Source organism: Rhodococcus olei (assembly GCF_039540555.1).
Taxonomy (GTDB): Bacteria; Actinomycetota; Actinomycetes; order Mycobacteriales; family Mycobacteriaceae; genus Rhodococcus_G; species Rhodococcus_G olei.
Map to the genome: position 1 here is coordinate 285037 of NZ_BAABFB010000059.1, position 13853 is coordinate 298889.

At 70.3% G+C, this 13853-nt stretch carries 10 protein-coding genes; all 10 read right to left on the reverse strand.

Going from position 1 to position 13853, the window contains the following annotated elements:
- Positions 1-131: 131 nt before the first annotated feature.
- Entirely contained in the window at positions 132-1481 is a 1350-nt protein-coding gene (locus ABD951_RS19615) for a DUF3566 domain-containing protein (RefSeq protein ID WP_345348812.1), read from the reverse strand.
- Positions 1482-3995, reverse strand: coding sequence for a DNA gyrase subunit A (gene gyrA, locus ABD951_RS19620; RefSeq protein WP_345348815.1), 2514 nt, complete (start codon positions 3993-3995; stop codon positions 1482-1484).
- A 198-nt stretch (positions 3996-4193) separates the two neighbouring features.
- Positions 4194-5009: an MHYT domain-containing protein gene (locus ABD951_RS19625; RefSeq protein ID WP_345348818.1), complete on the reverse strand. Its 816-nt coding sequence runs from the start codon at positions 5007-5009 to the stop codon at positions 4194-4196.
- A gap of 61 nt (positions 5010-5070) precedes the next feature.
- Positions 5071-5622 carry a GTP-binding protein gene (locus ABD951_RS19630; protein ID WP_345348821.1) on the reverse strand — a complete coding sequence of 184 codons (552 nt, stop codon included), beginning with the start codon at positions 5620-5622 and terminating at the stop codon, positions 5071-5073.
- 16 nt (positions 5623-5638) lie between these two features.
- Complete coding sequence (locus ABD951_RS19635) at positions 5639-6025, reverse strand: DUF742 domain-containing protein (protein WP_345348824.1); 387 nt, start codon at positions 6023-6025, stop codon at positions 5639-5641.
- A 13-nt stretch (positions 6026-6038) separates the two neighbouring features.
- The gene (locus tag ABD951_RS19640; protein ID WP_345348827.1) at positions 6039-6452 is read right to left on the reverse strand and encodes a roadblock/LC7 domain-containing protein; all 414 of its coding nucleotides are present in this window, start codon (positions 6450-6452) and stop codon (positions 6039-6041) included.
- A complete protein-coding gene (locus tag ABD951_RS19645) occupies positions 6449-9166 on the reverse strand; it encodes a sensor histidine kinase (protein ID WP_345348830.1) in 2718 nt (905 codons plus the stop codon). Before ABD951_RS19645 ends, ABD951_RS19640 begins: the two co-directional genes overlap by 4 nt.
- A gap of 329 nt (positions 9167-9495) precedes the next feature.
- On the reverse strand, positions 9496-11505 hold the full coding sequence (gyrB, locus tag ABD951_RS19650) for a DNA topoisomerase (ATP-hydrolyzing) subunit B (RefSeq protein WP_345349033.1): 2010 nt from the start codon (positions 11503-11505) through the stop codon (positions 9496-9498).
- 187 nt (positions 11506-11692) lie between these two features.
- Positions 11693-12703, reverse strand: a complete 1011-nt coding sequence (locus ABD951_RS19655) for an alpha/beta fold hydrolase (RefSeq protein WP_345348833.1) — start codon at positions 12701-12703, stop codon at positions 11693-11695.
- A gap of 31 nt (positions 12704-12734) precedes the next feature.
- Positions 12735-13829, reverse strand: a complete 1095-nt coding sequence (locus ABD951_RS19660; protein ID WP_345348836.1) for a PDR/VanB family oxidoreductase — start codon at positions 13827-13829, stop codon at positions 12735-12737.
- Positions 13830-13853: the final 24 nt, after the last annotated feature.

Genomic DNA, 13853 nt, shown 5'->3' on the forward strand with positions numbered 1-13853 from the left:
GAGATTACCCCACCGACCCGCAGCCGCCAAAATCGGGTCGGTGGGGAACCGAAAGACCAGGTCAGTCACGTCCGCGAGCGGACAGTCAGACCCGTCGCGAGCGGACAGTCAGACCCGTCGCGAGCGGACAGTCAGTCCCGGTCCGCCAACGTCACCTCGACACCGCCGACGAGGTCGGTGCAGAGGTTGTAGATGAACGCACCGATGGTCGCGAGCGCGGTGAACAACACGATGTTGATGCCGCCGATCAACGCCGAGTACCCGAACACCTGGCCGGCCGACACCAGCCCGCTGTCCGAGGACTCGGACACGATGTCGGTGAAGGCGTTGTTCAGCCGGTCCCACACGCCCATGCCGTCGAGCACGATGTACAGGAACCCGACAGCGAACATCCACACGAAGAACATCGCGACCGACAGGACCGCTGCCACCTTCAGCGTGGACCACGGGTCGATCTTGCGAACCTGCACGGACGCCCGCAGCGGGTCGCCGACCGGGGTCGTCGCCGCGAGCAGGACGGACGGCTTCTTGCTCGGGGCGGCACCCGGAGCCGGCTCGACCGGGGTCGGGTGCTTGAGCTCCGACAGGTCCGGCAGATCCTTGGCCAGGTCCTCGCGGTCGATGTGCCGGGTCGGCCCGTCGATCACCGCGGCCTTCGTCTGCGCGGCCTGCTTCTGGGCGGCGCGGGCCGGATCGGCGACGGGTCGCTGGCCGGGCGCCTGCCGGTTCGGAACCGACGCGGCCGCGGGCACGGCCGCGGTCTTCGCGGCGGCCGGCGGCGTCACGGGCTTGCCCGGTGCCGGGTTCTGGCTGCCGCGCTGCCACGGCGGCGTCTGGGCACCGGCCTGGCGCTGCCCCGGCGCCGAGGTGGCCGGACCACCGGGACGCTGGGCGGCCGGCGGGACCGTCTTGCCGTTGGCCGGCGCGGCGGGCCCGGCCCCCTGCGGGGCGGGCCCGGTGCCCGCCTGCGGGGTGGGGCGGGTGTTGCCGGCGGCCGGCGGGGTGGCCGCTCCGTTCTTCGGTGCCGGTGCGCCGCCGGCGGGTGCCGCCGGCGCGCCCGGCGCGGTCGCCGCCGGCTTCTCGGCGGGCTTCGGCGCTCCGGCGGCGGGCGGCTGGGCGGTGGGTGCACCGGACGCCGGCGTGCGTGCGGCCTCGGCGGTCGGCGCCGCCTCCGGCCGGCCCTGCGGGGGCTTCGGGGTCTCCCCCACGGATGCCTTGTCCACGGGACCCGCCTTCGGCGCGTCGGACGCCGGCGGTGTCGGCGCGGGCGCCTTCGCGGCCTGCGGCGACCCCGGAGCGGGGGCCGGGGTACCCGCCGGCGCAGGTCCGGCGGCCGCGGCCGGTGCCGCGGACCCGTTCGAGGCGGGCGCCGGCGGCGGGGTCGGCCCCGGCGCGGTCCCGTTCGGACGGGTCCCCTCGGCCGGTGCGGCAGGACCGGTCGGTGCCGGCCGGTCGCTGCCGGGCTGCTGGGGAGTGCTCACTTACGACTCCTTCGGTGCATCGGTCGCGGCGGCGTCGGACTCTTCGGGTTCGTCGGCGTTGCGCGCGATCGCGAGCAGCGTGTCACCGTCCCCGAGGTTCATCAACCGCACGCCCTTGGTCTGACGGCCGGCCTTGCGTACCTGCTTGGCCGCCGTGCGGATCACACCCCCGCCGGAGGTGATGGCGTAGAGCTCGTCGTCGTCGTCGACGATGAGCGCCCCGACCAGGGTGCCACGCTTGGCGTCGTACTGAATCGTCAGCACGCCCTTGCCGCCGCGGCCCTGAACGGGGTAGTCCTCCATCGGGGTGCGCTTGGAGTAGCCGCCGGAGGTCGCGACCAGCAGGTACGTGCCCTCCTTCACGACGTTGAGCGACAGCAGCGCGTCGTCCCCGTTGAATCGCATGCCCTGCACACCGGACGTCGCGCGACCCATCGGGCGCAGCGCCTCGTCGGTGGCGGAGAACCGGATCGACTGGCCCTGCTCCGACACGAGCAGCAGGTCGTCGTCCGCGGAGCAGAGCACCGCGCCGACCAGCTCGTCCTCGCCGCGCAGGTTGATCGCGACGATGCCGCCCGAGCGGTTCGAGTCGAAGTCCGACAGCTTGGACTTCTTGACCAGGCCGTTGCGGGTGGCGAGCACCAGGTACGGCGCATCCTCGTAGGACTGCAGCCGGATCACGCCCTGGATCCGCTCGTCGGGCTGGAACGCGAGCAGGTTGGCGACGTGCTGACCGCGCGCCGTGCGCCCGGCCTCGGGCAGCTCGTACGCCTTGGCCCGGTACACCCGGCCCTTGGTCGTGAAGAACAGCAGCCAGTCGTGGGTGGAGGTGACGAAGAAGTGCCTGACCAGGTCGTCCTGCTTGAGCTCGGCGCCCTTGACTCCCTTGCCGCCGCGCTTCTGCGAGCGGTACAGGTCGGTCTTGGTGCGCTTGGCGTATCCGGTCTCGGTGATCGTGACGACGACGTCCTCGCGGGCGATCAGGTCCTCGTCGGCGACGTCGCCGTCCGCGGCGATGATCCGGGTGCGGCGGTCGTCGCCGTACTTGTCGACGATCTCCTTCAGCTCGTCGCGGACGATCGCGCGCTGCCGCTCGGGCCGGGCCAGGATGTCCTGGTAGTCGGCGATCTCGCGCTCGATCTCGGCGAGTTCGTCGACGATCTTCTGCCGCTCGAGAGCGGCGAGGCGGCGCAGCTGCATCGCGAGGATCGCGTCGGCCTGGATCTCGTCGACGGTGAGCAGTTCCATCAGCCCGGCACGGGCGATGTCGACCGTCTGGGAGGCGCGGATCAGCGCGATGACCTCGTCGAGGGCGTCGAGCGCCTTGACCAGGCCGCGCAGGATGTGGGCCCGCTCCTCGGCCTTGCGCAGCAGGTACCGGGTGCGCCGGACGATGACCTCGAGCTGGTGGGCCACGTACAACCGGATCATCTGGTCGAGGCGCAGCGTGCGCGGCACCCCGTCGACGATCGAGAGCATGTTGCAGCCGAACGTGGTCTGCAGCTGGGTGTGCTTGTAGAGGTTGTTGAGCACCACCTTCGCGACCGCGTCCCGCTTGACGGTGACGACGATGCGCAGGCCGGCACGGTCCGAGGACTCGTCGTGGATGTCGGAGATCCCGGCGATCTTCGCGTCCTTGACCTGCTCGGCGATCGCGTTGATGAAGTTGTCGGTGTTGACCTGGTAGGGCAGCTCGGTGATGACGATCGTGGTCTGACCCTTGGCGTTCTCCTCGATCTCCACCACGCCGCGCATCCGGACGGACCCGCGGCCGGTGCGGTACGCGTCCGAGATGCCCTGGCCGCCGACGATCAGGCCGGCGGTCGGGAAGTCGGGTCCCTTGACCCGTTCCATGACGGCCTCGAGGGTCGCCTCCTCGTCGGCGTCGTGGTGCTCGAGCGCCCAGTAGATGGCCTCCGCGACCTCGCGCAGGTTGTGCGGCGGGATGTTGGTGGCCATGCCGACGGCGATGCCGTTCGAGCCGTTGATCAGCAGGTTCGGGATGCGGCTCGGCAGGACCGTCGGTTCCTGCGTCTTGCCGTCGTAGTTCGGTGCGAAGTCGACCGTCTCGTGGTCGATCTCCCGCAGCATCTCCATCGCCAGCGGCGTCAGCCGGCACTCCGTGTACCGCATCGCGGCGGCGCCGTCGTTGCCGCGGGAGCCGAAGTTGCCCTGGCCGTCGACGAGCGGGTAGCGCAGCGACCAGGGCTGCGCCATGCGCACGAGGGTGTCGTAGATGGAGGAGTCGCCGTGCGGGTGGTAGTTACCCATCGTGTCGGCGACCGGGCGGGCGGACTTCACGTAACCGCGGTCCGGCCGGTAGCCGTTGTCGTACATCGCGTACAGCACGCGTCGGTGCACGGGCTTGAGACCGTCACGCACGTCCGGCAGGGCGCGGCCCACGATCACGCTCATCGCGTAGTCGATGTAGCTGGACTGCATCTCCTGCTGGATGTCCACCGGCTCGACGCGGTCGTGCCCCGGTTCCTCCGGTGGCAACGTGGTGTCAGTCATCGGCTCCTCTTCTTCTCAGCTTCGGTGGTGCCGGGTGCGACGGTCCTGGGCAGAGCCCGCGGACCCGGGCCGGCGGTCGGCGTCGGGAGCACTCGTTCCCGACCCCGTGCGCCGCACAACCACCCAAGTCTATAGGTGCTGGTCAGCCGGAACCGGCAGCCGTCGCGGGTTGTCGCGACCGCGGCCTGACCGAGGCGGTCAGTGCTGCCGCTGTTGGGCCTCCTGCTGCACCCACGCCTGGGCCTGGGCCTCGAGTTCGGCGGTGGCACGGTCCGGGGCCATCAGCAGCGCGACGATCGGCACGATGAGGATCAGCATGCTGACCACGAACGCCGGGAACAGGATCGCGAACACCTCGGAGCCCGCCGGGATCGTCGCGGTCGGGTCCAGCCGCACCCGCAGCGCCGCCATCATCGCCATGTGCATCAGCACCGGGGCCACCGCGACCGCGAGCGAGCCGCCGGCCAGGACGGGCCGGGACACGTCGGCGCTGGCCATCCACAGCACACCGAGCGAGGCGAGCACGGCGATCACCGCCGCGACCGCGATCAGGGCGCCGTCCATGTAGGTCCGTCCCTGCACCTCGATCGCCTTCATCGCGAAGTAGTACCCCAAGGTCAGGCCCAGACCCATCACCACCGCCGCGGACATCAGCCTGACGATCACGGCATCGGTGCTCGGGCGCGACTCCACGGCCTCGCGCGGCGTGCTGATCAACAGCCCGACGAGCGCGGCCGCCATGCACAGGAACAGCGACGCGACCACGCGCGTCGAGTCGAACCGGATGGCGCTGCCGTCGACCGAGAACCCGGCCATCGTCACGATGTTCGAGAGCCAGAACGCGGTGCCACCGATCGCCAACGCGGCCAGCAGCATCCAGAGCCGCTGCCGGCTCGCCGCATAGGCGGCGCGGCGGGCACAGGCGATCCCGACGTACGAACCGATCGCCGCCGTCGCGAGGGCGAGGAAGACCACCCAGATCCCCATCGACAGGTGGTGCACTTCGTCCGACATGGTGGTCTCCGCCTTCGGTGTGGTGGGCCGTTCGAGGTGGCCGGACTGCTGGGGTCCGGTGTCAGGCGACCGTTTGCCCGAGCCGCCGCAGGGCGTATTCGGTGACGGTCACGAGCGCGGTCTTCGCGGATTCACGGTTGCGCGCGTCGATGGACATGATCGGGACGTCCGCCGACACCGCGAGGGCCTGGCGGATCTCCTCGACCGGGTAGCGCGGCGCGTCGTCGAACTCGTTGACCGCGACCAGGAACGGCAGGCCCCGGGCTTCGAAGAAGTCCACGGCCGCGAACGACTCGTCGAGGCGGCGGGTGTCGATCAGCACGATCGCCCCGATCGCGCCACGGATCAGGTCGTCCCACATGAACCAGAAACGGTTCTGGCCCGGCGTGCCGAACAGGTACAGCACCAGGTCGTCGGCGAGGCTGATCCGCCCGAAGTCCATGGCCACCGTCGTGGTGGCCTTCTGCGGCGTGGCGGAGAGGTTGTCGACCCCGTCCGAGGCGTTGGTGACCATCGCCTCGGTCCGCAGCGGGACGATCTCCGAGACGGCCCCGACGAGGGTGGTCTTGCCGACACCGAAACCGCCGGCGACGACGATCTTGGTCGAGGTCACCCGGCCACGCCGGGGATCAGAGCTTGCGAAGTCCACCGAGGACCCTTTCGATCAGTTCACGGCGCTCGCTGTCGCTCGAATCGTCGTGAAGGGTTGCGAGGATCCGGACGTGACCGGCCTCGACGAGGTCCGCGACGAGCACCCGGGCGACGCCGATGGGCACGCCGACCCGGGCCGCGATCTCGGCCACCGACGGGGACTGTGCGCACAATGCCACGATCGCCGCCTCGACGTCACCGAGTTCGAGTGTCCGGTTCTCGGGGTCCGGCAACGCCTGGATCAACGCCTCGAGGGCCAGTTCGACCGCGGGTCTGGTCCGTCCCGAGGTCAGCGAGTAGGGCCGCACCAGGTTCGGTCCGGCCGCAGTCCCGTCGTGCGCGCTGTTCGCGTGCGGATCGTTCATCGCGTGCTCCGGTTCATGTGCCGATCGACGTGCGCGGCACCGCCTGGACGGAGGCGCCCACGCGGTCGACGAGCAGGGCCATCTCGTAACCGACCTGGCCGATGTCGCAGCCGGCGGACGTCAACGCCGCGAGGTGCGAGCCGTCACCGACGCTCATCAGCAGCAGGTAGCCGTGCTGCATCTCGACGACCGACTGCAGGACCCCGCCGCCGTCGAACAGGCTGGACACCCCGGCCGAGAGGCTGGCGAGACCGGACGTGACGGCCGCGAGCTGTTCGGCGCGGTCGGTCGGCAGATGGGCGCTCGACGCCATCAGCAGACCGTCCGCGGACACGAGCACCGCGTGGGTGACGCCCTGGACGTCGCGGGCGAAGTTCGAGACCAGCCAGTCCAGTGGATGGCCGTCGGACACGTGATCGCTACTCATCTGTCTCCTCCGTAGCTGTTGCGTTCAGCGTGGCCGGCGGCGCGGCCCTCGCGAATTCCCTTTTGGTGGCGGCTGAGGTTCTCACGGACGGCCTCGGGATCGCGCAGGCGCGTCCGGGTCTGCGCCGAGTCGACACCACCCGGGACCAGCCGGCGTCCCGGCATGCGTTGCGGCAGACCGGAGTCGGTGCGGCTGTCGACCGGGGCGTCACTCGCGCGGCCGGCCGCGGCCCACCCCGCGTCGGCGGGCGACGACCATTCGCGCAGCGCCGGCGAGTCGCTCTCGGTGGTCGGGTCCGTCAACCAGTCGGACACCATGTCCGAGAAGATCGGCGTTCCGGTGCTCGTGACGTCCTGTGTCGCAGCCGGATTGGGCCGGTTCTGGAAGAACGCCGCGGTCCTCGCCGCGTTGCTGCGGTACCGGTGCCGGGTGGGTTCGGACGGGGTCTCGGGGGTGTCCGTCCCGGGCTGTCCGGGCTGGTGCCGCCCGGAGGTGACCGGCACGGCCGGGGCCGCGGGCGGTACCACCTCGGCTGTGGGCACCGGTGGTGCCGTGGGCCGCGGCGCCCCGTTGTTCCCGGGTGTCCGCTGCGGCAGTCCGGGCGTCGCGCCGGGCACACGCTGCGGCAGACCGGCCGCCGGCGACGGACTCGGAGCGGGCGTCGGCTCGGCCGGCGTCGGCTCGGCCGGCGTCGGCTCGGCCGGTGCCGCGCTCGGTTCCGGGGCACGGGCGGGGGCCGGCGCCAGTCGGTAGGGCGCGGACGGGGTGGGGTCCGCCACGAGCTGCGGCATCGCACCGGACTGGACGACGGTCACCTGCGGCAGACCGGCCGTGTCCACCCGCTGCTGTGGGCCGGTGAACTCCATGTCGGTGGTCGACTGGAGCAGGGTCGCAGGCAGGTGGAGGCTGGCGGTGATGCCGTGGCCACCGGCGGCGCCCTGCGTGCGACGCAGCCGGACCGTCAGACCGTGCCGCTCCGCGAGCCGACTGACCACGAAAAGTCCCATGTGCCGGGCGGTTTCGGGGCCGACCTGACCACCGGACGCGAGCCGCTCGTTGATCTCCGCGAGGTTCGCGGCCGGGATGCCGATACCGTCGTCGGCGACCTCGACGAGGACACCGCCGTCCACGGCCCGCGCGAACGAGATGCGCACTCGGGTGTCCGGCGGGGACGCCCGCAGCGAGTTGTCGACGAGCTCGGCGAGCAGGTGCACGATGTCGGTCGCGACACTCCCGTCGAGCGAACCGTACGGCGTGGAGCCGACCTGGACACGCTGGTAGTCCTCGACCTCGGACATCGCCGCGCGGACGAGGTCACCGAGCTGGACCGGGGCCGAATGGACGCGTCGGGCCTGCGTGCCCGAGAGGATCAGGAGGTTGTCGCCGTTGCGGCGCATGCGGGCAGCGAGATGGTCGAGGCGGAACAGGCTCTCGAGGCGCTTGGGGTCCTTCTCCTCGAACTCGAGGTTCTCGATCAGCGCGAGCTGCTGGTCGACCAGCGACTTGGAGCGGCGGGCGAGCGTCTCGAACATGTCGCCGATCTGCAGGCGCAGGCTCGCCTGCTCGCCGGCCAGCTTGAGGGCCTGGCCGTGGATGTCGTCGACGGCGCGGGCGAGCTGCCCGATCTCCTCGGTGGTGTGGACCGGGACGGGCTCGAAGTCCTTGACCGCGGTCGGGTCGCCGGCCATGACCCGGTCGATCGCGTCCGGCAGATCCTGTCGCGCCACCTGCAGCGCCCCGAACCGGACGCGGCGGATCGGGCCGACCAGCGAGCGGGAGACGAGCAGCGCCAGCACCAACGCCGCAAGCAGGGTCGCGAGGACGATCGCGGCGTCGCGGAGGGCCGCCGATCGGGTCTCGTCGGCCCGCTGGGAGACGGTGGACGAGATGGAGTCCGACGCCTCCGCGACGAGAGCGCTGTAGGTGGCGACGCTGTCGACCAGGGACGCGCGCAGTTCGAGCAGCGGAAGCTGGCCGCCGTGCGCGGCGTCGACCATGTCGAGTCGCGTGTGCACCGCGTCGCGCAGGGTGTCCAGCCGGCCCACCGCGCTCGGGAAGGAGCGGGCCAGCGAGTCGATCATCGCGATCTCCCCGCCGGACGCCGTGATCAGGTCCGTGAGCGGCGCGTTCGGGTTCTTGAGCAGGGCGAGCGCACCGGTGACCTGGTCGGCGAGCCGGCGCTGAGCGGACCAGGCGTCGACGAGGTGGGTGTGAGCGGTGATGACGGCGGGGTCCTCGATCGGCGCGACGATGTCGTCGATGACCTTGATCATGTCGCTGCGAATCGCGGAGGTCTGCGCCGGGAGGTCGGGGCGCACCGGCGCACCCGACTCCATCTCGGCTTGGATCTTCACGATCGCATCGAGGGAGGTGCGCAGCTGGGCGGCGATGGCCGGGGGCAGCTCGGAGTTGTCGGCCGCCGCGCGAACCCGGTCGATCGAGTTGGCCAGTCCCTTGAGGTCCTCGGGCATCAGGGCGCCGACCGAGTAGCCGGCGGACGCCAGACCGAAGTCCGTACCCAGCTTGACGATGTCGGGCACGTCCGCGACCTGGTCCGCGGCCGTGCTGAAGTGCACGGCCAGGCTGAGCTCGTCCTGGACGCGCAGTCCACCGAGCACCATCGCGACGGTGAGCGGAATCGCGAGAACTGCGGTGACCTTCCAGCGCAGTCCCCAGCCTTCGAGGTTCCACAATCGTGGCGCTTGTGTCTTCATCTCTCCAACGCTCACTTTCCACCCAGGCCCGGTACGAGACTGCCGACTCGCACCGCACTCCCCGACCGAGTGCTGAGGGGCGCCGAGAACAGACGTCTGGGCGGTACCGGAGTCTAAAGGCTCCGCACCCTCATCAGAAGTGCGAATGTACCCAAATCGTTATCGTGTCGTTATCAACAGCGGCCGCGTTCCCGCCCTCATTCGCACCCGCACGTACCAGCTGTCACATCGGTACCGTCACGTCACACCGACTCCACACGACAACCGACGCACCCGTGCGGAAGTGTGTCAAAGGTCACACTTCCGCACGGGTGCGGCCGGTCGGCGCGTCAGACGTCCAGGAACCGGACATCCTTCGCATTACGGGTGATGAAGCTGCGGCGTGCCTCGACGTCCTCACCCATCAGGACGCTGAACAGTTCGTCGGCCGCCGCCGCGTCGTCGAGCGTTACCTGCCGGAGCACGCGCACCGACGGGTCCATCGTGGTCTCCCACAGCTCCTTGGCGTTCATCTCACCGAGACCCTTGTAGCGCTGGATGCCGTCGTCCTTGTTGATCTTCTTGCCGGACGCGAGACCGGCCTCGAGCAGCCCGTCCCGCTCCCGGTCGGAGTAGGCGAACTCCGGCTCGGTCCGCTGCCACTTGAGCTTGTAGAGCGGAGGCATCGCCAGATAGACGTGGCCGTGCTCGATCAGCGGGCGCATGAAACGGAACAGCAGCGTCATCAGCAGGGTCGAGATGTGCTGGCCGTCGACGTCGGCGTCGGCCATCAACACGATCTTGTGGTAGCGCAGCTTGGCGATGTCGAACTCGTCGTGGATGCCGGTGCCGAACGCGGTGATGATCGACTGCACCTCGGCGTTCTTCAGAACGCGGTCGATGCGGGCCTTCTCGACGTTGATGATCTTGCCGCGCAGCGGCAGGATCGCCTGGTACATCGAGTCGCGGCCCGACTTGGCCGAGCCACCGGCGGAGTCGCCCTCGACGATGTAGATCTCGGACTTGCTCGGATCGTTGGACCGGCAGTCCGCCAGCTTGCCGGGCAGGCCGCCGATGTCGGTGGCGCTCTTGCGACGCACCAGCTCGCGGGCCTTGCGTGCCGCGGTCCGCGCCTGTGCCGACGAGACGGCCTTGTTGACGATGGTCTTCGCGTCCGCCGGGTTCGCCTCGAACCAGTGCGCGAGGTGCTCGTTGCACGCCTTCTGCACGAACGACTTGACCTCGGTGTTGCCGAGCTTGGTCTTCGTCTGACCCTCGAACTGCGGCTCGCCGACCTTGACCGAGATGATCGCGGCCAGACCCTCGCGGATGTCGTCGCCGCTGAGCTCCGGATCCTTGTCCTTGACCAGCTTCTTGTCCTTGGCGTACTTCTTCACCACCGAGGTCAGCGCGGCACGGAAGCCCTCCTCGTGCGTACCGCCCTCGTGGGTGTTGATCGTGTTCGCGAACGTGTGCACCGACTCCGAGTAGCCGGAGTTCCACTGCATCGCGACCTCGAGTTCGTGGCCGGTCCCCTTCGCGGTGAACCCGACGACGGAATTGTGGATCGCCTGCTTGGTGCGGTTGATGTGCCGGACATAGTCCTCGAGCCCGCCCGGGTAGTGGTACGTACGGGTCCGGACCGACTGGACCTCCGGCGTCTTGTGCTCGCCGGCGTCGTATTCCTCGTCCGCGGCGACCTCGGCGTCGCTGATCCGCTCGTCGGTGAGCGTGATCGTCAGGCCCTTGTTCAGGAACGCCATCTCCTGGAGTCGTCTGGCGACGGTCTCGGCGTTGTACGTGGTGGTCTCGAAGATGTTCGGGTCGGCCCAGAATCGGACCGTGGTGCCGGTGCGGCTGGTGGCCTCGCCCTTGACGAGTTCGCCGGGCTTGGCATCGGTGTAGGTCTGGTACCAGTGGTGCCCGTCGTTGTCGATCTCGACCTCGAGCTTCGTCGACAGCGCGTTCACCACCGAGATGCCGACGCCGTGCAGACCGCCGGAGACCGCGTACGCGTCGGAGTCGAACTTGCCGCCCGCGTGCAGCTGGGTGAGCACGACCTCGACGGTGGGCACACCGGAGGCGTGCATCGCGACGGGGATGCCGCGGCCGTCGTCGACGACCTCGACGCCGCCGTCGGCGAGCAACGTCACGTCGACGCGTGTCGCGTGGCCGGCCATCGCCTCGTCCACCGAGTTGTCGACCACCTCCCAGATCAGGTGGTGCAGACCGCGCTCACCGGTGGAACCGATGTACATGCCGGGCCGCTTGCGGACCGCCTCGAGGCCTTCGAGGACGGTGATGGAGGATGCGCCGTACTCCTTGTTTGCAGTGCTCTTGTCTGACTTCTGGGCAGCCACGGCGATGTGCTCTCCTTCTCGTTCCACCTCGGTCACGCCTGCATGGGCAAGCACGGTCGGCGACGCGACCGCGAAGTACCCGACCATCCTACTGGTCGCGGCGGACACCAGGACGCCTGCGACACCCCTGAGCTGCCCGGAGACGCAGTTTCGGCGACCCGCGCCGGACCGGGGTTGGGTCGCTCCGTCAGAAGTTGGCTGCGGCCACGTCGCCGCCGACCGCAGGGGCGGCACCGCCGCCGACCGCAGGGGCGGCACCGCCGCCGACCGCAGGGGCGGCACCGCCGCCGCGCGCGATCACGTCGGTGACGAACCCCGCGGTGACGTCGGCCAGCTCGGCCGGATGCGAGATCGGCGACCAGTGTCCGGCCCGGATCTCGACGCGTCGCAGGTCGGAGGCCCAGCGCGCGGTCTCCTCGAACCCGAACGGCAGCACGGCCTTGTCCCTCGTGTTCACGACCAGCTGGACCGGCAGGTCGGTGCGCCGGTCCCGCGGGCGCAGGAGCCGGTGCCGGGTGTTGGCACGGTAGAGCCGCAGCCCGTTGGCCGCGTCCCGGCCGATCGTGGGGGCCGGCCGAACCAGCCCCGGATCCGTGCGGTCGAACAGGGAGATGAACAGCGGCCACCGGGGCGCCAGCACCCGGCCGGTCACCAGTTCGGGGAGCACCGGGATGTGGAAGAGCAGCGCGTAGAACGACGCCACCGTCTGGGCGAGCACCTTCCCGAGCCCGCTCGCGGTGGGGTTGCGCAGGTTGCGCCACATCCAGTGGCCGAGGTGGTCGAAGCACCAGCCGGACGTGGACGTCAGCGACGCGATCCGGCGCCGGGCCCCGGGCGCGCACACCGCCTCCCACGCCTGGAGCGATCCCCAGTCGTGCGCGAGCACGTGCACCGGACGGTCGGGGCTGACGGCGTCGATGACCGCGAACAGATCGGTCGCGAGCACTTCGAGGTCGTAGTCCGCGACCGCGGCGGGCACGGTCGACCGGCCCGCCCCACGGCTGTCGTAGGTGACGACCCGGAACCGATCGGGCAACTGCTCGGCGACCCGATCCCACAGCTGGTGCGTGTCCGGCCAGCCGTGCACGAGCACCAGGGTCGGGCCGTCCGGATTGCCCTGCTCGAACACCGCGAGATCCACCGTGCCATTGCGCACCATCGTCGTGGGCGATGAGAAACCGTTGGCGCCGTTGTTCATTCGTCGTTCCTTCGTTGCCGGTCGCGGGTTGTCAGAGGTCGAGGACGAGGCGGCCGCCGGCCGAACGCGAGACACAGATCAGCATCTCGTCGGTCTGCTCCTCTGCGGTCAGCCGGGTCTCGCGGTGTTCGGGAGCGCCGGCGAGCACCCGCACCTTGCAGGTGCCGCAGAACCCCTGCTGGCAGGAGTAGCCGACGCCGGGTTGCCGACGCCGCACCACCGACAGGATCGATTCGTCGGCGGGCACCGTGAGCACCTCACCGCTGCGGGCCAACTCGACCTCGAACGCAGCTCCATCGAGAACCGGTGGGGCGCCGAATCTTTCGAGGTGCAGTGACGCGGCGAGCGTGTGCGCGAAGCCGGTCCGCACGAGGTCGAGCATCGGCGCAGGCCCGCAACAGTACACCGCACCGCCCTCGGTCGCGCGGCCGAGAAGGTCTGCGGCGGTGGGCAAGCCGTGTTCGTCGTCGGTGCGAACCACGACCCGGTCCCGCTCCCAGGTGTCGATCTCGTCGAGGAACGGCATCGTCTCGCGGGACCGACCGGAGTACACGAACTGCCAGTCCATCCCGAGCGCGCGGGCCTGACGCACCATCGCGAGGATCGGCGTGATGCCGATGCCCCCGGCCACGAACAGCGCGCTGCCGTGGCCGACGAACGGAAATCCGTTGCGCGGACCGCGAACCGTCACCGTCGTGCCCGGCTCGAGGGCGTGCATCTCCAGCGAACCCCCACCGCCGTCGGGGATCGCCCGAACCGCGATCGTGTAGTGCGCCCGGTCGGCCGGGTCCCCGCACAGCGAGTACTGCCGGCGCCGGCCCGACGGCAGGTGGAAGTCGAGGTGGCAGCCCGGCTGCCAGTGCGGCAGGTCACCCCCGCCGACGGCGCCGAACGACAATGCCGCGACGTGCTCGTCCTCGGCCACGATCCGACGGTCCGTCACGACGAGGGTCAGCGCCGAGTCCGGATTGTGGCCCGCGTGTCCCGGGTCGTAGTCGTGCCGGGCGACCGCGCCGACGTATCGATTCGCGAACGCCTCGAGCGCGGTCATCACCCGGTCCCGTCGCGGTCGGCCGCGCAGGTCGCCGGGGACCGCGGGTCGAGACGGACGAGTTCGGTCGGTCATGTTGGGCAGCATGCGTTTTCGTGT